A 20635-nucleotide genomic window follows, 5' to 3' on the forward strand; every position below is an offset into this window, starting at 1 on the left:
CCACAGAGTCCCCACGCCACCATGTCTTCTTCCTTCGATTGGTCTTTTCCGTACGCTTCCCGAAAAATGCCGGTGCTGGCCGCCAACGCGGTCGCGACCAGCCAGCCGCTGGCGGCGCAGGCCGGGCTGCGCATGCTGCTGGCCGGCGGCAACGCCGTGGACAGCGCCATCGCCACCGCCATCGCGCTGACCGTGGTCGAGCCCGTGATGAACGGCATCGGCGGCGACATGTTCGCGCTGGTGTGGCACGAAGGAAGACTGCATGGCCTGAACTCCAGCGGCTGCTCGCCGGCGGCGTGGACGCCGGCGTACTTCGCCGGCCGCGAGGCGATGCCGGGCACCGGCTGGGGCACGGTCACCGTGCCCGGCCAGGTGGCGGGCTGGAAGGCGCTGTCCGACCGCTTCGGCAAGCTGCCGTTCGCGCAGTTGTTCGAGCCGGCCATCGCCTACGCCGAGAATGGCTTCGCGGTGAGCCCGACGATCGCGCGCCAATGGGCCAACCAGGCGTCCAAGCTGGCGCAGGAGCCGGGCTTCGCGCAGGCCTTCCTGCCGCAAGGCCGCGCGCCGCAGGCGGGTGAATGGTGGCGCTTTCCGGACCAGGCGCGCACCCTGCGCGAGATCGCCGAGAGCGGCGGCGACAGCTTCTACCGCGGCGCGCTGGCCAACAGGATCGCCGATTTCGCCGCCCGCACCGGCGGCGCGCTGAGCGCGGCCGACCTGGACCAGCATCGCCCCGAGTGGGTCGAGCCGATCTCGCAATCGTTCCGCGGCTACCAACTGCATGAAATCCCGCCCAGCGGCCAGGGCATCTCGGCGCTGATGGCGCTGGGCATGCTGGAACAGTTCGACCTGGAATCGATGGGCCGCGACAGCGCCGATTACTACCACGTCAGCATCGAGGCCATGAAGCTGGCCTTCGCCGACCTGCATCACCACGTGGCCGACCCGCGCCACATGCGCACCGACGCCCGCGCCCTGCTCGACCCGGCCTACCTGGCCGAGCGCGCGCGGCTGATCTCGATGGATCGCGCCGCCGTGCCGGTGGCCGGCACGCCCGCGACCGGCGGCACGGTCTACCTGACCGCCGCCGACGCGGCCGGCACCATGGTGTCGTTCATCCAGTCCAACTACCACGGCTTCGGTTCGGGCGTGGTGGTGCCGGGCACCGGCATCAGCCTGCACAACCGCGGCCTGAACTTCGTGCTGACGCCCGGCCACGTCAATCAGGTGGCGCCGCGCAAGAAGCCGATGCACACCATCATCCCGGCCTTCGTCACCCGCGGCGGCGAGCCGGTGATGTCGTTCGGCGTGATGGGCGGCTCGATGCAGGCGCAGGGTCACCTGCAGATGATGACGCGGCTGGCGGCCTTCGGCCAGAATCCCCAGGCCATGAGCGACGCGCCGCGCTTCCGGGTGGAAAAGGGTCCGGTGGTGAACGTCGAATCGCACCTGCCCGCAGACGTGGTCGACACGCTGCGCCAGCGCGGCCACAACGTGGCGGTGGCGCCGGTCGACAGCCTGGAGTTCGGTTCGGCGCAACTGATCCGCCGGCTGCCGCAGGGCGGATATGTGGCGGCGTCCGATTCCCGCCGCGACGGTCAGGCGGTCGGTTTCTAGGCGCGCCGGGCGCGGCGGCGGAACACGCCGCCGGAAAGGGGCTTGATCGGTCATATGGGCGACGCCGGGCGCGGCGATACTGCCGTGCAGACTCAGCAAGGCCCCCCATGAACCGAATCCTGTCCGCCGCGGCCCTGGCCGCCTCCCTGGCAATCCCGTCCGCCCTGCCCTGCCGCGCGCTGGCCGCGCTGCCGATGGCCGTGGACGGCCAGCCGTTGCCCTCGCTGGCGCCGATGCTCGAACGCGTGACGCCGGCGGTGGTCAACATTTCCGCCCAGGGCGACGGCGGGCAGGCGCCCGCCTTCGGCCCGGCCCGCGCCGGCGGACGCCAGAGCATCGGCTCGGGCGTGATCGTCGACGCGGCCCAGGGCAACATCCTGACCAATCACCATGTGGTGCGCGGCGCCACCTCCATCCGCGTGTCGCTGCAGGACGGCCGCAGCTTCACCGCGACGGTGGTCGGCAGCGATCCGGACACCGACCTGGCGGTGCTGCGCATTCCGCCCGACAGGCTGCAGGCCCTGACCCTGTCCGATTCCAGCGACCTGCGGGTGGGCGATTTCGTGGTCGCCATCGGCGATCCCTACGGCCTGGGGCAATCGGCCTCGTCGGGCATTGTGTCAGCGCTGGAGCGCTCAAGCCTGCGCGCGGCCGGCTACCAGAACTTCATCCAGACCGACGCTTCCATCAATCCGGGCAACTCGGGCGGCGCGCTGGTCAACCTGAATGGCGAGCTGGTCGGCATCAACACCATGATCTACACGCCCTCGGGCGGCAACGTCGGCATCGGTTTCGCGATTCCGTCGAACCTGGCGGGCGAGGTCATGCGCCAACTGCTGCAGCACGGCCAGGTGCAGCGCGGCGGCCTGGGACTGGACACCATCGACGTCACGCCGCGCAACGCGCGCCAGTTGGGCATGGCGCCCAACGCCACGGGGGTGGTGGTGGCGCGCGTGGCGGACGGCTCGCCGGCGCAACAGGCGGGGGTGCAGGCGCGCGACCTGATCGTGGCGCTGGATGGCAAGCCGATCGGCAGCAGCGCGCAACTGCGCAACGCCGAGGGCCTGCTGCCGGTGGGCAAGCAGGTGCGGCTGACGCTGTCGCGCGGCGGCCAGCGCTCGGAGGTGACGCTGCGCATCGAACCCGAGAAGAACGAGCGGCTGCACGGCGGTTCGCTGGATGCGCGCCTGAACGGCGTGGAATTCGCCGAGATCGGCCGCGAACAGCGCCTGAAGGGCAACGATGGCGTGGCGGTCAGCGCCACCTATCCCGAGCGCGGCGCGGTGGCGGCGCGGATGCAGCGCGGCGACGTCATCATCGGCGTCAACCAGCGCCCGGTCAGCCGGCTGGCCGACCTGCGCGGCCTGCTGGCCGGCGCCGCGCCGGGGCAGCCGCTGCTGCTGACGCTGGTGCGCGGCCGGGCGATGTATACCTTGCAGATCCAGTAGGCGCGCCGAACCGGCGATAATGCTTCCCGCCCTGGATTCTCGCCGTCGCCGCCCATGTCCTTTCCCGCACCCTCCCTCGCCCTCTGGGGCATTTCCGCCCTGGCGATCGTCGGCATCCTGCTGCGCCCCTGGAAGCTGCCCGAATACGTCTGGGCCGGCGGCGCCGCGCTGCTGCTGACGGCGACCGGGCTGATCCCGTGGCAGGCGGCGCTGGGCGCGGTCGGCAAGGGGCTGGACGTGTACCTGTTCCTGATCGGCATGATGGTGCTGGCCGAGCTGGCGCGCCAGCAGGGGCTGTTCGACTGGCTGGCGATGGTGGCGGCGCGTCATGCGCGCGGGTCGGCGCGGCGGCTGTTCGACCTGGTGTTCCTGGTGGGTATCCTGGTCACCGTCTTCCTGTCGAACGACGCCACCGCCGTGGTGCTGACACCGGCGGTGTACGCCGCGGCGCGGGCCGCCGGCGCGCGGCCGCTGCCCTATTTGTTCATCTGCGCATTCATCGCCAACGCCGCCAGCTTCGTGCTGCCGATCTCCAACCCCGCCAACCTGGTGGTGTACGGCAGCCAGATGCCGCCGCTGCTGGACTGGCTGCAACGCTTCACCCTGCCGTCGCTGGCGGCCATCGGCCTGACCTATCTGGCCCTGCGCTTCAGCCAGCGCGAGGCGCTGCGCCAGCCGCTGCGCACCGACATCGTGCCGCAACCGCTGGCCGCGGGCGCGCGCCTGACCGGCATCGGCATCCTGCTGACGGCGGCGGTGCTGATGCTGGCCTCGGCGCTGCACGCCGACCTGGGCCTGCCGACCTTCATCGCCGGGCTGGCCACCGCCGGCCTGATCCACCTGAAGCAGCGGCTCAGCCCGCTGCCGGTGCTGCGCCACGTGGCCTGGGGCGTGCTGCCGATGGTGGCCGGCCTGTTCGTGCTGGTCGAGGGCCTGGCGCTCAGCGGCGCCATCGACGCGCTGGCGCGGGCACTGCTGCGGCTGGCAGGCGACTCGGCCGGCGGCGCGCTGTGGGGCGCGGGCATCGTGGCGGCATTGGCCAGCAATGTCATCAACAACCTGCCGGCCGGCCTGATCGCCGGCTCGGTCGGCCAGATCGCCGACCTGCCGGCACAGACCGCCGGCGCGCTGCTGATCGGCGTGGACCTGGGCCCCAACCTGTCGATCACCGGCTCGCTGGCGACGCTGCTGTGGCTGATCGCCGTGCGGCGCGAGGGCCAGCACGTCGGCGCGCTGCGCTTTCTCAAGCTGGGCGCGTGGGTGATGCCGCCGGCCCTGCTGGGCGCGCTGCTGATGCTGGCGCTGGCCGGCGGCTGACAGCCCGCGGCCGCGTCACGCGCCGCTCCCGCGTGCCGTCGCACGCCCTCTGGCGTGCCCAGCGGCGGTCCGTCGCGATGGCGGCGCCGCGCGCAGGGGTCAAGACTGGGGCTGCGCCAGCAGCCGCTGGATCTCGGCCTCGGTCTCGGCATAGCGCCCCTCGCCGAAGTGGCGGTAGACGATGTTGCCGCCCTTGTCGATCAGGTAGAACGCGGGCCAGTACTGGTTGCGGTAGGCGTCCCAGGTCTTGTACTGGTTGTCCTGCGCCACCGGATATTCGATGCCGAAGCGCTTGATGGCGTCCGCCACGTTACGGGTGGTGCGCTCGAACGGGAATTCCGGCGTGTGCACGCCGACCACGACCAGGCCCTGGTCCTTGTACTTCTGGTTCCACTGCTTCACGTACGGCAGGGTGTTGATGCAATTGATGCAGGTGTAGGTCCAGAAATCGACCAGCACGACCTTGCCGCGCAGGCCGGCCAAGGTCAGCGGCTCGCTGTTGAGCCAGGTCTGGATGCCGGTGAATTCCGGCGCGGGGGCCGGCGCGGGCGCGGCGGCGTGCGCGGCGGCGCCGAGCAGCAGGCCGGCCAGGGCCAGTTTGGCGGAGATGAGGGCCCGGCGGGCCGGCAGGCGGATGGATGGCATGGTGCGCTCCTTCAGGTTGCGGATAAACGGCTCAGGAAAACAGGCGGCTGATCCAGGCATAGGCCAGCACGTCGTATTGGAAATGGATGGCGACGGCCGAAGCCACCAGCAGCACGCCGAAGGCGCGCTGCAGGCGCACGGCGTGGCGGGCGATGGCGCCGACCCGGCGCGCGGCAAAGCCGCCGCCGTAGGCGATGGCCAGCATCGGGATGCCCGCGCCCAGCCCGTAGACGAGCAGCAGCAGGCTGGAATGGGTCAGGTTGTCGGCGCGCGCGGCCAGGATCAGGATCGAGGCCAGCACCGGGCCCGCGCAGGGGGTCCAGACGGCGCCCAGCGACATGCCCAGCAGGAAGCCGCCGGCATTGCCCGAACCGCCTTTGTCGCCCAGGCCGATCACCCCTTGCAGCGGACCGCTCAAGCGCGCCGCGAGCCAGTCGTAGGGCCGCGGCCAGATGCGCGCCAGGCCGAACAGCGCCAGCGCCGCCACCGACACCGAACGCACCGCCTCGTGGGCCGACTCGACCGCGCCCGACAACAGGCTGAGCGCGATGCCCAGCCCGGAAAACGCCGCCACGAAGCCCAGCACAATGAACAAGGGCCGGAGCCGGCCGCCGCGCTCGACCGCGCTGCCCAGCAGGATGGGCAGCAGCGGCAGCACGCAGGGCGAGGCCACCGTCAGCATGCCGGCGGCCAGGGCAAGGGGGGTGTCGATGAAGGTGGTCATGGCGCGGCGGTCCGTTTGTGTCTCGATGACCGCATTGGACGCGCGCCGGGTATCCGTCCTGTGCCCGGAAAGCGGGTTTTTACCCGGCTTTTGTATCGTGTCCGGCCCCGCATACACTACGACACACTTGGCGGCGCGGGCGGCGCTATAAACTGCCGGACACCCGTTGCCGGAGCCCGCGCATGAACACCGTTCCCCTTCCCCGCCCCCGCCTTTCCTGGCGGCGCCTGCTGGCCGTGCTGGCGCTGCTGGCCGGCGGCCTGGGCGCCGAAGCCGTCCAGCCCGGCCCCTGCCAGTTGATCGTCAACAGCCAGACGCGCCGCCGCGCGCAGCCCGCTGAGTAGAATGCGCCATGGACAATCCAGACCACATCCTGATCGTCGACGACGACCGCGAGATCCGCGAACTGGCCGGCAACTTCCTCAAGAAGAACGGCCTGAACGTCACCCTGGCCGCCGACGGCCGGCAGATGCGCACGCTGCTCGAAACGCTGACCGTCGACCTGATCGTGCTGGACATCATGATGCCCGGCGACGACGGCCTGGTGCTGTGCCGCGAACTGCGCGCCGGCAAGCACCGCCGCACCCCGATCCTGCTGCTGACCGCGCGCGACGAGGACATGGACCGCGTGCTGGGACTGGAGATGGGCGCCGACGACTACCTGGTCAAGCCGTTCGTGGCGCGCGAACTGCTGGCGCGGATCAAGGCGATCCTGCGCCGCACCCGCATGCTGCCGCCCAACTTCCAGGTCACCGAACCGGGCCGCGCCGTGCGGTTCGGCGCCTGGACGCTGGACACCACCGCGCGCCACCTGGTCGACGCCGAAGGCACCATCGTGTCGCTCAGCGGCGCCGAGTACCGGCTGCTGCGGGTGTTCCTGGACCACCCGCAGCGGGTGCTGAACCGCGACCAGTTGCTCAACCTGACGCAGGGCCGCGACGCCGATTTCTTCGGCCGCTCGATCGACCTGCTGGTCAGCCGGCTGCGCCAGCGGCTGCGCGAGGACGCGCGCGAGCCGATGTACATCAAGACCGTGCGCAGCGAAGGCTATGTGTTCGCCGCGCAGGTCGACGTGTCCGAGGCGACGTAGATGGCCACGCTGGTTCCGGCGCTGCGCCGCTGGCCGCGCACCCTGGCGAGCCGGCTGTTCCTGATCTTCCTGGTGGGCCTGGTGCTGGCGCACGGGCTGTCGTTCGGGCTGCAGTTCTACGAACGCTACCAGTCCGCCAAGAGCGTCATGCTCGACAACCTGGAGCGCGACGTGGTGGTGGCGCTGGCGATCCTGAACCGCCTGCCGGCCGACGAACGCGCGGCCTGGCTGCCGCGCCTGAGCGGCAACAACCGTCAATACCTGCTCGGCCCCGGCGACATCGACCGCCCGCTGCAAACGCCCGCCGCCGAGGCGGTGCGCGACTCGATCCAGGCGGCGCTCGGCAACGCCTACCCGCTGGCGTTCGGCACCGTCGGCGACGATCCCAAGCACATCCAGGCGCGCGCCACGCTGGCCGATGGCCAGCCGGTCACGCTCGACATCCACATGACCGTGATGCCGCTGGCGATGTGGCTGCCGGTGGTGCTGCTGGCGCAACTGGCGCTGCTGATCCTGTGCGCCTGGCTGGCGGTGCGGCTGGCGATCCGCCCGCTGACGCGGTTGGCCGGCGCGGCCGACGCGATGAGCCCCGACCGCCGCAGCCCGCGCCTGGCCGAGGACGGGCCGGCCGAAGTGGCGCAGGCCTCGGCCGCCTTCAACGCCATGCAGGACCGCATCGCCGCGCACCTGGCCGAACGCATGCAGATCCTGGGCGCGATTTCGCACGACCTGCAGACGCCGATCACGCGCATGAAGCTGCGCTCGGAATTCATGGACGATTCGACCGACCGCGACAAGCTGGCGCATGACCTGCAAGAGGTCGAACAATTGGTGCGCGACGGCCTGGCCTACGCGCGCAGCGCCGGCGCGGCCACCGAGCCGCCGGCGCGAATCGACCTGGACGCGTTCCTGGACAGCCTGGTGTGCGACTACACCGACATCGGCAAGCCGGTGACGCTGCAAGGACACTGCCCCGGTCCCTGGCAGACACGCCCGCGCGCGCTGCGGCGCATCCTCGGCAACCTGATCGACAACGCGCTGAAATTCGGCGGCGCCGCCGAGGTCGAGGTCGGCGCGGCCGACGATGGCCGCGGCGTGTCGATCCGCGTACTGGACCGCGGTCCCGGCATTCCCGAACAGGAATTGCAGGCGGTGCTGCAGCCGTTCTACCGGCTGGAAGGCTCGCGCAACCGCGACAGCGGCGGCACTGGCCTGGGGCTGGCGATCGCGCGGCAACTGGCCGATGTGATCGACGGCGAACTGCGGCTGCGCAACCGCGAGGGCGGCGGGCTGGAGGCGCAAGTGCTGTTGCGGCCCGGCGCCTGAGCCTGCGCGCCGAACGGCGCATCGGCGCGCCCTGCGCCCGCCCGCCCCGGTTCCCGGCTGCACGAAAAACGCCCCGCGATGTGTCATCGCGGGGCGTTGCGCTTGGCGTTGGGGGGATTCAGACGATCGCCAGTTCCACGTCGATGTTGCCCCGGATCGCCCCCGAGTAGGGGCAGGTCTGGTGCGCGGTGTCGACCAGTTGGCGCCGCTGTTCGTCCGACAGTCCCGGCAGCGAAATGTTCAGCCTGACCGCCAGCGCGTAGCGCGCGCCGCCGTCGGTCTTGCCCAGCGAGACCTCGGCATCGACCGCCACGTCGCGCGGCACGGCGATGCCGAGCTTGGCGCCGGCCAGTTGCATGGCGCCGATGAAGCAGGCGGAATAGCCGATGCCGAACAGTTGCTCGGGGTTGGTGCCGGGCCGGCCCGAGCCCGGCGGGCTGAGCGGCAGCAACAGCGCGCCGTCGTCGCTGCGGCCGGCGCCGTCGCGGCCCCCGGTGGTGTGGGTGTGGGCGGTGTACAGCACGGTTTCCAGCGCTTGGGACATGATGGCTCCTGGTATCGGAATTGAGGAACCCGCATTGCACCAAGGCGCTGTATCCCGCCTGTGTCGCAAGACCGCCGCTTTTGCGTCGTACTGTATCCCGCGTCCGAGCCGGCGGCGGCGCGCGCCTCAGGCCGGCGCGGCAGGCGCGGCGGCGTCGTCCGGCGCCAGCAGCGTGAACGCGTCCGGTCCCGCCCGCCGCGCCATCGCGTCGAGGATGCGCTGGACCAGTTCGGGCACCAGCGGGTGCGGCGGCTGGCCGGCCAGCGTGGCCATGCCCACGCAGTAGTCGATGCGCGGCCGGAACGGCCGGCAGGCGATGCCCATGTCCAGGCACAGGCGCGCGAACAGGCCGTTGACGATCGACACGCCGATGCCCTGCGCCGCCAGGCGGCAGGCCATTTCCACCGAATGCACCTCGGCCTTGATCTGCGGCATCATGCGGCCCTGGCGGAACGCCTGGTCGATCTGCAGGCGCAGCGATCGCTGCCGGCCCAGCAGCACCAGGTCGACGCCGATCAGGTCGGCCGGGCCGATCTCGTCCAGCGCCTCCAACGGATGGCCGGGCGGCATGATGCAGACCGCCTCGGTCGCCAGCCGCCGCATCATGGACAGGCCCGAATTCATGGGCGGCGAACGCACCAGCGCCAGGTCGGCCTCGCGGCCCAGCACCGCCACTTCGCTGGTTTCGTAGGTGCCCACCAGCACTTCCAGCGCGACGTCGGGGTGATCGGCCAGGAACGACTCGACCACGGCGGGCATGACCGACTGCGCCACCGTGCTGGGCAACTGCACGCGGATCAGCGTGCGCCGCTGTCCGCCCAGCCGCAACTGGTTGACGTGGCGCTGCAGCGACTCGGCGTCCGAGATCATGTTCTGCACGTCGGGCAGCAGCGATTCGGCCTCGGCGGTGGGATGCAGGCGGCCCTTGCGGCGCACGAACAGCGGCACGCCCAGGTCGGTCTCGAACTGGCTCAGCAGGCGGCTGACGGCCGGCTGCGACGAGCCCAGCCGCTGCGCGGCCTCGATGGTCGAGCCGGTGGTCATGAAGGCGAGGAAAGCCTCTAGCTGCTTGAAGTTCATCCTGTCCCGCGGGGTTCTCGATGCCGGCCCCGCGCGGCGAATCGACGCGCAGGGCCTAGGGTTAACACCAAATTTCTCGTCATTCACATAGCCGTATGCCGCCTTCGCATACGGTTGCCAGCCTGGCGCGATGGATCGAACATTCCGCCCATCCGGATTCTCGCCATTCACGAATCCGCAATCAATACGCGATATCGCCGATATTGTCCGGCAAGGAGCCCCACCGATGCGCGCCGTTCCGTTTCCCGCTTCCTGTCGCCGCGAGGCGCCATGACCGCGTTCATTATCCGCCGGCTGTGCCAGAGCCTGGTGATCCTGGCGCTGACCTCGCTGATCGTGTTCGCCGGCGTCTACGCCATCGGCGACCCGATCGAGATCCTGGTGCCGGCCGACGCCACGCAGGCCGAGATCGCGCAGGCGGTGCGGTCGCTGGGCCTGGACCTGCCGCTGTACCAGCAGTACCTGAAGTTCGTCGGCAACGCGCTGCACGGCGACCTGGGCAACTCGTTCGTCTTCAACCAGCCCGCCATCCAGTTGATCCTGCAACGCGTGCCGGCCACGCTGGAGCTGGCCTGCGTGGCGCTGCTGCTGGCCCTGGCCATCGGCCTGCCGCTCGGCCTGGTGGCCGGCCTGAAGCCGGATTCGGCGCTGGACCGCGGCATCATGACCGGCTCGATCCTGGGTTTCAGCCTGCCCAACTTCTGGCAGGGCATCATGCTGGTGCTGATCTTCTCGGTGACGCTGGGCTGGCTGCCGTCCACCGGCCGCGGTCCCACCGGCGAGATCCTCGGCATCCACACCAGCCTGGCGTCGTGGGACGGCATCCGCCACCTGATCCTGCCGGCGCTGAACCTGGCGCTGTTCAAGATCGCGCTGATCGTGCGCCTGACCCGCAGCGGCGTGCGCGAGACGATGCCGCTGGACTACGTGAAATTCGCCCGCGCCAAGGGCCTGCGCGAATCGCGCGTGATCTATATGCACGTGCTCAAGAACATCCTGATCCCGATCGTCACCGTGGTCGGCATGGAGTTCGGCTCGCTGATCGCCTTCGCCACCGTCACCGAGACCATCTTCGCCTGGCCCGGCGTGGGCAAGCTCATCATCGACAGCATCATGAAGCTGGACCGCCCGGTGGTGGTCGCCTACCTGCTGATCGTGGTCACCATGTTCATCGTGCTCAACCTGCTGGTGGACATCATCTATTCCGTGCTGGATCCCCGTGTCCGCGTGGGAGCCTCAGAATGACATTGCTTGCCAAAAAATGGCTGCCCGGCCGCGACACCACTTTCGGCCAGGCGCTGCACGGCGTGCTCGACAGCCGCCCCGCGACCCTCGCCGCGATCATCTTCCTGCTGCTGGTGCTGGCCGCGCTGCTGGCGCCGTGGATCGCGCCGCAGAACCCGTATGACCTGGCCGCCATCACCATCCTGGACGGCCGCATGCCGCCGGGCAGCCAGGGCGTCTATGGCGACATCTACTGGGCCGGCACCGACGCCCAGGGCCGCGACATGCTGTCGGCCATGATGTATGGCCTGCGCACCAGCCTTTCCGTGGGCGTGCTGAGCGGCCTGTTCGCCATGGCCGTGGGCACGGTGCTGGGCCTGACGGCGGCGTACTTCGGCGGCCGCATCGACGCGCTGATCATGCGCCTGGTGGACCTGATGCTGGGGTTCCCGACCATCCTGGTGGCGCTGATGATGCTGGCCATCCTGGGCCAGGGCGTGGACAAGGTGATCCTGGCGCTGGTGGTGGTGCAGTGGGCCTACTTCGCCCGCGCGGTGCGCGCCACCGCGGTGGTCGAGCGCCGCAAGGAATACATGGAGGCGGCCCTGTGCCTGGGGCTGAGCCACCGGCGCGCGCTGTTCAGCCAGCTACTGCCGAACTGCATCCCGCCGGTCATCGTCATCGCCATGATCCAGACCGCCAACGCCATCGCCGCCGAGGCCACGCTCAGCTTCCTGGGCATCGGCCTGCCGGTCACCGAGCCGTCGCTGGGCCTGCTGATCGCCAACGGCTACCAGCAGATGCTGGCCGGCCTGTACTGGATCAGCGTGTTCCCCGGCGTGCTGCTGCTGACCGTGGTTTTCACCATGAACATCGTCGGCGACCGCGTCCGCGAGGCGCTCAATCCGCGCCTGCAGAAATAGGAAGCGCCATGCAATCGGCAACCCCCACTCTTTCCGTGCGCAACCTGCGCACCTGGTTCCACACCCGCGCCGGCCTGGTGCGGGCGGTGGACGACGTCAGCTTCGATGTCCATCCCGGCGAGATCCTCGGCCTGGTGGGCGAGTCCGGCTCGGGCAAGTCCATCACCGGCTTTTCCATCCTCGGCCTGATCGACCCGCCAGGGCGCATCGACGGCGGCCAGATCCTGTTCAAGGGCACCGACCTGGCGACGCTGTCGCGCGAGGAACTGCGCCAGTTGCGCGGCAACCGCATCGCCATGGTGTTCCAGGATCCGATGATGACGCTGAACCCGGTGTTCCGCATCGAGACCCAGATGGTCGAGACGGTGTTGAGCCACGAGCGCTGCAGCCGCAAGGCGGCCCGGGACCGGGCCCGCGACACGCTGGCGGCGGTCGGCATCCCCTCGCCGGCCGAACGCCTGAAGGCCTACCCGCACCAACTGTCGGGCGGCATGCGTCAGCGCGTGGCGATCGCCATCGCCATGCTGCACAAGCCCGACCTGATCATCGCCGACGAACCGACCACCGCGCTGGATGTCACCATCCAGGCGCAGATCCTGGCCGAAATGCAGAAGCTGTGCGCCGAGACCGGCACCGCCATGGTGTGGGTCAGCCACGACCTGGCGGTGGTGGCGGGCCTGGCCGACCGCGTCTGTGTGATGTACGCCGGCCGCGTGGTCGAGTCCGGCAGCACCGACGACATTCTCGACCGTCCACGCCACCCGTACACCATCGGCCTGATCGGCTCGGTGCCGAGCAATGAGCACACCGGCGACCGCCTGTACCAGATCCCCGGCATGGCGCCGTCGCCGCTGGCGCTGCCGGCCGGCTGCGCCTTCAACCCGCGCTGCGGCCACGCCACCGAGCGCTGCCGCGCCGAGCAACCGCCGCTGGAGACCACGGGCGTCCGTGGCCTGCGCTGCTTCCATCCCCAGACTGGAGTGCTTTCGTGAGCCCGACGATCCTGATGCAGGCCAACCAGGTGTCGCGCCTGTTCGTGAAGCGGCCCGACTACGCCGAACGCCTGGCCGGCCTCCTGGGCGCCAAGGTGGCCTCTCACACCGTGCACGCGGTCGACCGCGTCGACCTGACCATCCACCAGGGCGAAGTGGTCGGCCTGGTGGGCGAATCCGGCTGCGGCAAGTCGACGCTGGGCCGGGTGCTGGCGGGCATCCTGCCGGCCACCTCGGGCAGCATCCAGACGCCCGCCGGCGAGCTGTCCACCCTGACCGGCCGCGCCGCGCACGCACAGCGCATGGCCACGCAGATGATCTTCCAGGACCCGATGTCCTCGCTCAATCCGCGCAAGCGGGTGCGCGACATCATCGGCGAGGCGCCGCTGGCCAACGGCATCATCGCGCGCCGCGACTACGACGACTACGTGGCGCAGGTGATGCGGCGCGTGGGGCTGGACCCCGACTACCGCAACCGCTTTCCGCACCAGTTCTCGGGCGGACAGCGCCAACGCGTGGGCATCGGCCGGGCCTTGGCGGTCAAGCCGGGCTTCCTGATCTGCGACGAGTCGATCGCGGCGCTGGACGTGTCGATCCAGGCACAGATCCTGAACCTCTTCATGGACCTGCGGCAGGATCTGGGCCTGACCTATCTCTTCATCAGCCACGACCTGGGCGTGGTGCGGCGCATCAGCGACCGCACCGTCATCATGTACCTGGGCCGCGTGGTCGAATCCGGCCCCACCGCCGAGGTGTTCGCCGCGCCGCGCCACCCCTACACCCAGGCGCTGCTGGAGGAAGTGCCGCGGCTGTCGAACCGCAAGCGACGCTTCCACGCCATCAAGGGCGAGATCCCGTCGCCGCTGAACCCGCCGGCCGGCTGCCATTTCCATCCGCGCTGCCCGCAGGCCATGGCGCGCTGCAAGACCGAGCAGCCCTTGCTGCGCGTCACGGCCGACGGCCACCAGGCCGCCTGTCACCTGCTCGATGGCGCCGCGCCCCTTCAAGGAACTCCCGCCGCATGAACCGCTTTTCCACTCCGATCCGCCGCGGCGTCGCCGCGCTGGCCCTGCTGGCGCTGCTGGCCGGCGCCGCGCCCGCCCTGGCGCGGCCGCTGCTGACCATCGGCCATTCCAGCGAACCGTCGTCGATGGACCCGCTGTTCTCGCGCACCGGCAACAACCAAGCCGCCGCCGAGAACATCTTCGAGCGGCTGGTGTCGACCGACGAGAACATGCAGATGCGGCCGGGCCTGGCCCTGTCGTGGCGGGCGCTGGGGCCCGATACCTGGGAGATCAAATTGCGGCCCGGCGTGCGCTTCCATGACGGCACGCCGTTCAGCGCCGACGACGTGGTCTTTTCGCTGGCGCGCGCGCCCAAGGTGCCGAACAGCCCGGCGCCGTTCAGCGGCGCGGTGCGTTCGATCGCCGCGGTCGAGTTGGTCGATGCGCTGACGCTGCGCATCCGCACCAAGGAGCCCACGCCCGACTTCATGGAGCAGATCGGGCTGGTCTACATCCTGTCGCGCCACGCGGCGCAGGACAAGCGCTCGGAAGACTTCAACAGCGGCGTGGCGACCATCGGCACCGGCCCCTACAAGTTCGTGCGCTGGCAGCCGGGCGACAGCCTGGAGCTGGCGCGCAACGACGCCTACTGGGGCGCGCGGCCGGACTTCGAGCGCGTGGTGATCCGCTACATCGCCAACGACGCGGCGCGCATCTCGGCGCTGCTGTCGGGCACGGTCGACCTGATCGACAGCGTGCCGCCGACCGACGCCAAGACGCTCACGGCCAAGGCCGGCTACACGCTTTATCGCTCGCCGTCGGCGCGCCTGATCTACCTGGCGCTGGACTCGGCGCGCGATGTCAGCCCGTTCGTCACCGACGCGCAGGGCAAGCCGATGACGGTGAACCCGCTCAAGGACGTGCGGGTGCGCCTGGCGATCTCAAAGATGTTCATGCGCGGCCCGATCACCGAGCGCCTGCTCAGCGGCGCCGGCGTGCCGGCCGGCCAGATGGTGCCCGAGGGCCTGGGCGGCTACAGCCCCAACCTGCCGGCGCCCGCCTACGACCTGGAGGGCGCGCGCGCCCTGCTGGCCGAGGCCGGCTATCCGCACGGCTTCGGCCTGACCCTGCATTCATCGAACGACCGCTTCGCCGGCGACAGCGACCTGGCCCAGGCGCTGGCGCAGATGATGGCGCGCGCCGGCCTGCGCATCAACGGCGTGGTGACCCAGCCCTACAACGTCTACGCCGGCGCCAGCGGCAAGCAGCAGTACAGCGCCTTCATCTTCTCGTACGGCAACAGCACCGGCGATTCGTCCAATGGCCTGACCAACGTGCTGGCCACCTACGACAAGGCCGCCGGCACCGGCGCCTTCAACCGCGCGCGCTATTCCAACCCGGCCGTGGACCGCCTGCTGGCGCGGGCCGCGGTGGAGTTCGACCCGGCGCAGCGCGACGCCCTGCTGCGCCAGGCGGCGGAAACCGCCTTCAACGACGTCGGCATCGTGCCGCTGTATTTCCCGGTGGCCTTCTGGGCCGCGCGCGACGGCACCGTGATGCGCGCCAACAAGCTCGAACGCACCTCAATGCTGTACATACAGGAAGCAAAATGACCGCCCCCGAAGTTTCTCCCGCCGTGCTGCTGGCGGACCAGATGGTGCGCATGCGCGACGGCGTGCGCCTGGCCACCGACGTGCACCTGCCGCCCGGCTATCGCCCCGGCCAGGACGCGCCGCTGCCCGTGATCCTGGAGCGCACGCCCTACGGCAAGGCCGAGGTGTCGCGCTCGGAACAGATCGACGGCCGGCTCGGCGTGCCGCGACCCGAGGTGGCGCGCTATTTCACCGCGCGCGGCTTTGCCGTGGTGTTCCAGGACTGCCGCGGCCGCTACGGCTCGGAAGGCCACTTCACCAAGTACCTGTCGGAAGGCCCGGACGGCTTCGACACGCTGGCCTGGATCGTGCAGCAGCCGTGGAGCAACGGCCGCATCGGCACCATGGGCCTGTCGTATGCCGCGCACACGCAGATGGCGCTGGCCTGCCTGAACCCGCCGGGCCTGGCCTGCATGGTGCTGGACTCGGGCGGCTTTTCCAACGGCTACCAGTGCGGCATCCGCCAGTCGGGCGCGTTCGAGCTGAAGCAGGCCACCTGGGCCTACAAGCAGGCCAAGCTGAGCCCGGCCGCGCAGCAGGACCCGCTGGTGCTGGCCGCGCTCGAGGCCGAGGACATCCGCCAGTGGTTCACGCGCATGCCGTGGCGTCCCGGCCATTCGCCGCTGGCCAGCGTGCCCGAGTACGAGGACTACCTGTTCGAGCAATGGCGCGCCGACACCTTCGACGAATCCTGGCGGCAACTGGGCATCTACGCCCAGGGCTACTACGACGCGATTCCCGACATCCCGGTGGCGCTGATGTCCAGTTGGTACGACGCCTACGTGCGCACCACCCTGGAGAACTACGCCGGCCTGACGCAGGGCCGGCAGTCGCCGGTGCGGCTCATCATGGGCCCGTGGCTGCATGGCGACCGCAACACCACCCACAGCGGCGACGCCGAGTTCGGTCCGCGCGCCGCCTTCGACGGCAACCTGGCGCGGCACTGGCTGGGCTTCCGGCTGGCGTGGTTCCAGCGCTGGCTGCAGGATGCGCCGGCGGGCGCCGCGCCGGACCCGGTCGCGCGCCTGTTCCTGATGGGCGGCGGCAGCGGCGCGCGCGACGCGCAGGGCCGCTTCGACCACGGCGGCGCCTGGATCCAGGCCGACGCCTGGCCGGTGCCGCAGGCCCGCGCCACCGCCTTCTACCTGCACGCCGACGGCCGCCTGGACCAACGCGCGCCGACGGGCGAGGCGGACCGGCTGCGCTACCAGTACGACCCGCGCAATCCAGTGCCGACGATCGGCGGCGCGCTGACCTCGGGCCAGCCGGTGTTCGAGGGCGGCGGCTTCGACCAGCGCGAGGACGCGCGCTTCTTCGGCGTGCGCCAGCCCGGCCTGCCGCTGGCCGCGCGCGACGACGTGCTGGTGTTCCAGACCGAGCCGCTGCCAGAGGACCTGGCGGTGGCCGGGCCGGTGACGGTCCGGCTGCACATTTCGTCGGACTGCCCCGACACCGACTTCACCGCCAAGCTGATCGACGTCTACCCGCCCAGCGCCGACTACCCGCAGGGCTACGCGCTGAACCTGACCGACGGCATCTTCCGCTGCCGCTTCCACGAGACCTGGGACGAGGCGCGGCCGCTGGCGCCGGGCAAGGTCTACGAGATCACCATCGAGCCGTTCGCCACCTGCAACCTGTTCCAGCGCGGGCACCGCATCCGCCTGGACATTTCCAGCAGCAACTTCCCGAAGTACGACGTCAACCCGAACAGCGGCGAATCGGCCGCCGACGCCCGCGAAAAGCGCATTGCGCTGAACACAGTGCATCTGTCGGCCGCCCATCCGTCCAGCGTCACGCTGTGCGTGGCCGCGCCACGGGACCTGACGCCGCTGCCCGCGCACGGGGCCGTGACATGACCCGCTAGCGCCCGCGCCGACACCTCCGCATGCTTCACCCTTTGCCGCCGGCGCGCCGGCGGCAGGGGCTTCTTTTGTCCAACGCCATACCAATCGAGGGGATCACACCATGAAAAGAATCATCCGCCACCGCAGCACGCTGGGCGCCGCCCTGGCCCTGAGCTGCCTGAATCCGGCGCAGGCGGCCGAGACCAGCAGCGTGACGCTGTACGGGATCGTCGACCTGGGCACCACCTATGAACGCAAGGACGGCCAGTCCAGCCTGCGGCAAAAGAGCGGCAACCAGTCGGGCTCGCGCTGGGGCCTGCGTGGCTCGGAGGACCTGGGCAACGGCTACAAGGCCGTGTTCCGCCTTGAAAGCGGCTTCAACGCCAACAACGGCACGCAGGCGCAGGGCCGCCTGTTCGGCCGCTGGGCCTACGTCGGCCTGGCCGGCGGCTTCGGCGAAGTGCGGCTGGGACGGCAGTGGGTCTACGGCTTCGAGTGGGCCGGCGTCGGCTCGCCGTTCGGCACCGGCTGGGGCCAGTCGTCCAACAACGCCAGCCTGGGCTACAACGACGGCGACTTCGGCGCCGGCGGCCGCGTCAACAACGCCGTGTTCTACGCCACGCCGCGCCTGGGCGGCTGGCAGGCGGGCCTGGGCTACAGCTTCGAGGCCCACGACGGCGAGGCCTTCGCCACCAACGCCCATGACCGCGTGCTGACCGCCGGCCTGCGCTACAACGGTGGTCCGGTGGCGGCGGCGCTGACCTACGAACGGCTCAACCCGAATTCGCAACTGCCGAACAAGAAGACCGCGGGCAACCTGCAGTTGGCGGGCTCGTACGATTTCGAGTGGATCAAGCTGCACGGCACCTACGGCAACCTGCGCAACGCCAACACCGGCCCGTCGGCGGGCTATGGCCGGGTCAATTCGTACATCGCGGGCGTGACGGTGCCGACGAGCAAGGCCGGTTCGGTGATGGCCTCGTACCAGCGCGGCACCGGCTCGGACATTACCGGCTGGGCCCTGGGCTATCAGTACGACCTGTCCAGGCGCACCAACCTGTATGCCTACGTCAATCGCCTGGATATCCGCGAGTCGCACACGCTGCAAAGCTCGGTCGGCATCCGGCATCAGTTCTGACGCGCGGGACCATTTGATGTCAGATTGAACGCCATGGTCTGAATATCGGACTCATCTAATTTACCGCGCCCGGATCCCCCAATACGCTTGTCGGAGTTTTCAACATATCCGCCGACGATCGCGCCGGGGGATTCCGAGAGGCTGCATGCATTCCATTCGACTACCGCGCATCGGCGCCCCCATGCTGGGACTCGCCCTGCTGATGGGCACCAATGTGGCTCACCCCCAGTCCGTCGGCTCAATGGACGCGTCGCAGAAAGTGTCCTTGGGCACGGCGTCCATCCTGGCCTCGCCCGTCACAAGTGTTGGCGGCAGCGCCGACGGCGACGCCAGCCTCGGCGCTGCCGTCGCGATCACGGGCTCGTCGTTCGTCGTGGCCGGCATCGCCCAGCTTTCGGCCGACACCACCGAGATCATCCTGGAATCCGCGGGCAAGGCTGCCAAGATCTCGGTACAGGTCGCCTCATCCGTGGTGCGCGGCCTGGGCGTCTCGACCGGCGCCGCCGTGCAGGCCGTGGCGGCCTCGACCGGCACGGTGCTGGTGATCTCGGGCAAGGTTCTGGCGTTCATTCCAAACACGCTCGGCCAGGCCCTGCTGCATCACGAACGGGTGCCCGGATGAAGCGCTGCGCCACCTTCCGTCTGCGCCACGCCTTGTGCGCCGTGGCCACCTGGGGCGCGCTTTGCGGCGTGCCGACCCTGTCGGCCCACGCCGGCCAGGGTTGTTCCGACACGGCGGTCAGCGCCGCCACCCTGATCACCGCCATGGATACCGCGCAACGCGTATCCGACTTGCTGGATAAGCTGCCGGTGAATGTCGTCGTGTTGGGGCGAATGGGGCAGGACCTTTCCGAGTACCACCTTCGCTACAGCCACGCCGGCTTCGCCTACCGCGCCGAGGCGGGCGCACCTTGGCGCATCGCCCACCTGCTCAACGAATGCGGCACAGCCAAATCCGACCTCTGGTATGAAGGCCTGGGCAACTTCTTCCTGGACGACATGTTCAGGTTCGACACGCTGATGCTGATCCCGCCCAAGCCGATCGCCGACGGCCTGCTCGCGCGACTGCAGCAGCCGCAGGCCCTGCGGTCGCTGTTCGATCCCAGCTACAACATGATTGCGTTCCCCTTTTCCACGCGCCATCAGAATTCCAATGCCTGGGTGCTGGAGACCATCGCCAGCGTGCTGTCCAAGGATGCACGCCTGCGCAACCGTGAACAATCACAGGCATGGTTGAAGCTGGCGGGTTATCAGCCATCGGAACTGCGCATTGGCGCGTTGACGCGCCTGGGTGGGCGCATGTTCAAAGCGAACATCGCCTTCGATGACCATCCCGACAAGCTGCGTTACGCCGGCCGCATCATGACCGTCACCGTCGACTCGCTGCAGGATTTCCTGGTGCGTGATGAAGGGTGGACGGTCCGGGAGGTGCGCGCTTCCCATTGAAGCGAGCAGCCGCGCGGGCGGTCTTTGATCCACACCGCCGCGCGCTCACAGGAACGCGCGCGTGCCCCACCACCCGGGCAGCAGCAGCGCCGCCGCCCACAGGAAAGCCGAGGCCCAATTGGCGACCTGGAACGCGGCGGCGCGCATGCCGCAGATGCCGGCGATCATCGGCACGGTGGCGCGCAGGGGACCGAAGAAGCGGCACAGCACGATGCTCAGCACGCCCCACTTCTGGATGAACCGCGCGCTGCGATGCAGCAGTTCGGGACGTTTGCGCAGCGGCTTCGATTGCGTCAGGCTCGGCCCGAACCATACGCCGCAGGCATACTGCACCCAGTCGCCCAGCGCCGCGCCCACCGCGATCGCCAGCCATACCGGCACGAAGCCGCTATCGCCCAGCCCCAGGATGGCGCCGATCGACAGCAGCAGCGCGGTCCCGGGAATCACCAGCGCCACCAGCGGCAGCGACTTCAGGAACGCGAACGCGAAGCCCAGCGGCGCCAGCCAGTCGGCGTGGGTCCGGGCGAAATCGACCAGGGTCTCCTGCAGGGAATGGAACGTCTCGAACAGCATGCGGCGTCAGCACCAGACAGGCATCAGGTCCATAGTATGCGGCCCGCG

Annotated in this window: 20 protein-coding genes; 15 read left to right on the forward strand and 5 right to left on the reverse strand. The window is 69.8% G+C overall.

Annotation, left to right across the window (positions count from 1 at the left end; genetic code table 11):
- Positions 1–21 precede the first annotated feature (21 nt).
- From ggt to AAID08_RS20690, 3 genes are all read left to right on the forward strand, one after another.
- Positions 22–1617, forward strand: coding sequence for a gamma-glutamyltransferase (gene ggt, locus AAID08_RS20680; protein ID WP_054503179.1), 1596 nt, complete (start codon positions 22–24; stop codon positions 1615–1617).
- Between the two features lie 107 nt (positions 1618–1724).
- Positions 1725–3065: a trypsin-like peptidase domain-containing protein gene (locus AAID08_RS20685; RefSeq protein WP_064527300.1), complete on the forward strand. Its 1341-nt coding sequence runs from the start codon at positions 1725–1727 to the stop codon at positions 3063–3065.
- A 54-nt stretch (positions 3066–3119) separates the two neighbouring features.
- Complete coding sequence (locus AAID08_RS20690) at positions 3120–4382, forward strand: arsenic transporter (RefSeq protein ID WP_049072821.1); 1263 nt, start codon at positions 3120–3122, stop codon at positions 4380–4382.
- 99 nt (positions 4383–4481) lie between these two features.
- Here the strand turns inward: AAID08_RS20690 and AAID08_RS20695 are convergent, their stop codons facing one another.
- Positions 4482–5027 (reverse strand): thioredoxin family protein, encoded by a 546-nt coding sequence (locus tag AAID08_RS20695; RefSeq protein WP_144654616.1) that lies wholly within the window; start codon positions 5025–5027, stop codon positions 4482–4484.
- A 31-nt stretch (positions 5028–5058) separates the two neighbouring features.
- Entirely contained in the window at positions 5059–5751 is a 693-nt protein-coding gene (locus AAID08_RS20700) for a cytochrome c biogenesis CcdA family protein (protein ID WP_144654615.1), read from the reverse strand.
- A gap of 182 nt (positions 5752–5933) precedes the next feature.
- On the opposite strand from AAID08_RS20700, the gene AAID08_RS20705 reads away from it, so the two are divergent.
- Genes AAID08_RS20705 through AAID08_RS20715 form a run of 3 tightly spaced genes read left to right on the forward strand, consistent with a single transcriptional unit; the run spans position 5934 to position 8167 of the window.
- Positions 5934–6095, forward strand: a complete 162-nt coding sequence (locus AAID08_RS20705) for a hypothetical protein (RefSeq protein WP_175143311.1) — start codon at positions 5934–5936, stop codon at positions 6093–6095.
- Positions 6096–6103: 8 nt separating this feature from the next.
- Complete coding sequence (locus AAID08_RS20710) at positions 6104–6841, forward strand: response regulator (RefSeq protein WP_054417700.1); 738 nt, start codon at positions 6104–6106, stop codon at positions 6839–6841.
- Positions 6842–8167, forward strand: coding sequence for an ATP-binding protein (locus AAID08_RS20715; RefSeq protein ID WP_175189755.1), 1326 nt, complete (start codon positions 6842–6844; stop codon positions 8165–8167).
- Positions 8168–8285: 118 nt separating this feature from the next.
- Here AAID08_RS20715 and AAID08_RS20720 read toward each other — a convergent pair whose 3' ends face one another.
- Positions 8286–8711 carry an organic hydroperoxide resistance protein gene (locus AAID08_RS20720; protein ID WP_049072817.1) on the reverse strand — a complete coding sequence of 142 codons (426 nt, stop codon included), beginning with the start codon at positions 8709–8711 and terminating at the stop codon, positions 8286–8288.
- A gap of 126 nt (positions 8712–8837) precedes the next feature.
- Complete coding sequence (locus tag AAID08_RS20725) at positions 8838–9791, reverse strand: LysR family transcriptional regulator (RefSeq protein ID WP_049072816.1); 954 nt, start codon at positions 9789–9791, stop codon at positions 8838–8840.
- A gap of 270 nt (positions 9792–10061) precedes the next feature.
- Here AAID08_RS20725 and AAID08_RS20730 point away from each other — a divergent pair, with 270 nt between their 5' ends.
- The 9 genes from AAID08_RS20730 to AAID08_RS20770 all read left to right on the forward strand — a co-directional run bounded on the left by AAID08_RS20730 (position 10062) and on the right by AAID08_RS20770 (position 20014).
- Positions 10062–11036: an ABC transporter permease gene (locus AAID08_RS20730; RefSeq protein ID WP_395756848.1), complete on the forward strand. Its 975-nt coding sequence runs from the start codon at positions 10062–10064 to the stop codon at positions 11034–11036.
- Positions 11033–11938 (forward strand): ABC transporter permease, encoded by a 906-nt coding sequence (locus AAID08_RS20735; protein WP_313657476.1) that lies wholly within the window; start codon positions 11033–11035, stop codon positions 11936–11938. The genes AAID08_RS20730 and AAID08_RS20735 overlap by 4 nt, the downstream gene beginning before the upstream one ends.
- A gap of 8 nt (positions 11939–11946) precedes the next feature.
- The gene (locus AAID08_RS20740; RefSeq protein WP_395756849.1) at positions 11947–12930 is read left to right on the forward strand and encodes an ABC transporter ATP-binding protein; all 984 of its coding nucleotides are present in this window, start codon (positions 11947–11949) and stop codon (positions 12928–12930) included.
- Positions 12927–13955, forward strand: a complete 1029-nt coding sequence (locus AAID08_RS20745; RefSeq protein WP_395756850.1) for an ABC transporter ATP-binding protein — start codon at positions 12927–12929, stop codon at positions 13953–13955. The genes AAID08_RS20740 and AAID08_RS20745 overlap by 4 nt, the downstream gene beginning before the upstream one ends.
- Complete coding sequence (locus tag AAID08_RS20750) at positions 13952–15547, forward strand: ABC transporter substrate-binding protein (protein WP_395756851.1); 1596 nt, start codon at positions 13952–13954, stop codon at positions 15545–15547. Before AAID08_RS20745 ends, AAID08_RS20750 begins: the two co-directional genes overlap by 4 nt.
- Positions 15544–17442, forward strand: coding sequence for a CocE/NonD family hydrolase (locus AAID08_RS20755; RefSeq protein WP_395756852.1), 1899 nt, complete (start codon positions 15544–15546; stop codon positions 17440–17442). Before AAID08_RS20750 ends, AAID08_RS20755 begins: the two co-directional genes overlap by 4 nt.
- A gap of 109 nt (positions 17443–17551) precedes the next feature.
- The gene (locus AAID08_RS20760; RefSeq protein ID WP_395756853.1) at positions 17552–18568 is read left to right on the forward strand and encodes a porin; all 1017 of its coding nucleotides are present in this window, start codon (positions 17552–17554) and stop codon (positions 18566–18568) included.
- Positions 18569–18713: 145 nt separating this feature from the next.
- On the forward strand, positions 18714–19190 hold the full coding sequence (locus AAID08_RS20765; RefSeq protein ID WP_064527283.1) for a hypothetical protein: 477 nt from the start codon (positions 18714–18716) through the stop codon (positions 19188–19190).
- Entirely contained in the window at positions 19187–20014 is an 828-nt protein-coding gene (locus tag AAID08_RS20770; protein WP_064527282.1) for a DUF2145 domain-containing protein, read from the forward strand. The genes AAID08_RS20765 and AAID08_RS20770 overlap by 4 nt, the downstream gene beginning before the upstream one ends.
- Positions 20015–20059: 45 nt before the next feature.
- On the opposite strand, the gene AAID08_RS20775 is transcribed toward AAID08_RS20770, so the two are convergent.
- A complete protein-coding gene (locus tag AAID08_RS20775; protein WP_116791957.1) occupies positions 20060–20587 on the reverse strand; it encodes a DedA family protein in 528 nt (175 codons plus the stop codon).
- Positions 20588–20635 lie beyond the last annotated feature (48 nt).

Source organism: Achromobacter sp. EB05 (assembly GCF_044232075.1).
GTDB classification, from domain to species: domain Bacteria; phylum Pseudomonadota; class Gammaproteobacteria; order Burkholderiales; family Burkholderiaceae_B; genus Achromobacter; species Achromobacter dolens.

What these genes read in the sequence shown, in the direction of transcription:
- ggt (WP_054503179.1), top strand. Translation starts at nt 22, where the DNA reads ATGTCTTCTTCCTTCGATTGGTCTTTTCCGTACGCTTCCCGAAAAATG.
- AAID08_RS20685 (WP_064527300.1), top strand. Translation starts at nt 1,725, where the DNA reads ATGAACCGAATCCTGTCCGCCGCGGCCCTGGCCGCCTCCCTGGCAATC.
- AAID08_RS20690 (WP_049072821.1), top strand. Translation starts at nt 3,120, where the DNA reads ATGTCCTTTCCCGCACCCTCCCTCGCCCTCTGGGGCATTTCCGCCCTG.
- AAID08_RS20695 (WP_144654616.1), bottom strand. Translation starts at nt 5,027, where the DNA reads ATGCCATCCATCCGCCTGCCGGCCCGCCGGGCCCTCATCTCCGCCAAA.
- AAID08_RS20700 (WP_144654615.1), bottom strand. Translation starts at nt 5,751, where the DNA reads ATGACCACCTTCATCGACACCCCCCTTGCCCTGGCCGCCGGCATGCTG.
- AAID08_RS20705 (WP_175143311.1), top strand. Translation starts at nt 5,934, where the DNA reads ATGAACACCGTTCCCCTTCCCCGCCCCCGCCTTTCCTGGCGGCGCCTG.
- AAID08_RS20710 (WP_054417700.1), top strand. Translation starts at nt 6,104, where the DNA reads ATGGACAATCCAGACCACATCCTGATCGTCGACGACGACCGCGAGATC.
- AAID08_RS20715 (WP_175189755.1), top strand. Translation starts at nt 6,842, where the DNA reads ATGGCCACGCTGGTTCCGGCGCTGCGCCGCTGGCCGCGCACCCTGGCG.
- AAID08_RS20720 (WP_049072817.1), bottom strand. Translation starts at nt 8,711, where the DNA reads ATGTCCCAAGCGCTGGAAACCGTGCTGTACACCGCCCACACCCACACC.
- AAID08_RS20725 (WP_049072816.1), bottom strand. Translation starts at nt 9,791, where the DNA reads ATGAACTTCAAGCAGCTAGAGGCTTTCCTCGCCTTCATGACCACCGGC.
- AAID08_RS20730 (WP_395756848.1), top strand. Translation starts at nt 10,062, where the DNA reads ATGACCGCGTTCATTATCCGCCGGCTGTGCCAGAGCCTGGTGATCCTG.
- AAID08_RS20735 (WP_313657476.1), top strand. Translation starts at nt 11,033, where the DNA reads ATGACATTGCTTGCCAAAAAATGGCTGCCCGGCCGCGACACCACTTTC.
- AAID08_RS20740 (WP_395756849.1), top strand. Translation starts at nt 11,947, where the DNA reads ATGCAATCGGCAACCCCCACTCTTTCCGTGCGCAACCTGCGCACCTGG.
- AAID08_RS20750 (WP_395756851.1), top strand. Translation starts at nt 13,952, where the DNA reads ATGAACCGCTTTTCCACTCCGATCCGCCGCGGCGTCGCCGCGCTGGCC.
- AAID08_RS20755 (WP_395756852.1), top strand. Translation starts at nt 15,544, where the DNA reads ATGACCGCCCCCGAAGTTTCTCCCGCCGTGCTGCTGGCGGACCAGATG.
- AAID08_RS20760 (WP_395756853.1), top strand. Translation starts at nt 17,552, where the DNA reads ATGAAAAGAATCATCCGCCACCGCAGCACGCTGGGCGCCGCCCTGGCC.
- AAID08_RS20765 (WP_064527283.1), top strand. Translation starts at nt 18,714, where the DNA reads ATGCATTCCATTCGACTACCGCGCATCGGCGCCCCCATGCTGGGACTC.
- AAID08_RS20770 (WP_064527282.1), top strand. Translation starts at nt 19,187, where the DNA reads ATGAAGCGCTGCGCCACCTTCCGTCTGCGCCACGCCTTGTGCGCCGTG.
- AAID08_RS20775 (WP_116791957.1), bottom strand. Translation starts at nt 20,587, where the DNA reads ATGCTGTTCGAGACGTTCCATTCCCTGCAGGAGACCCTGGTCGATTTC.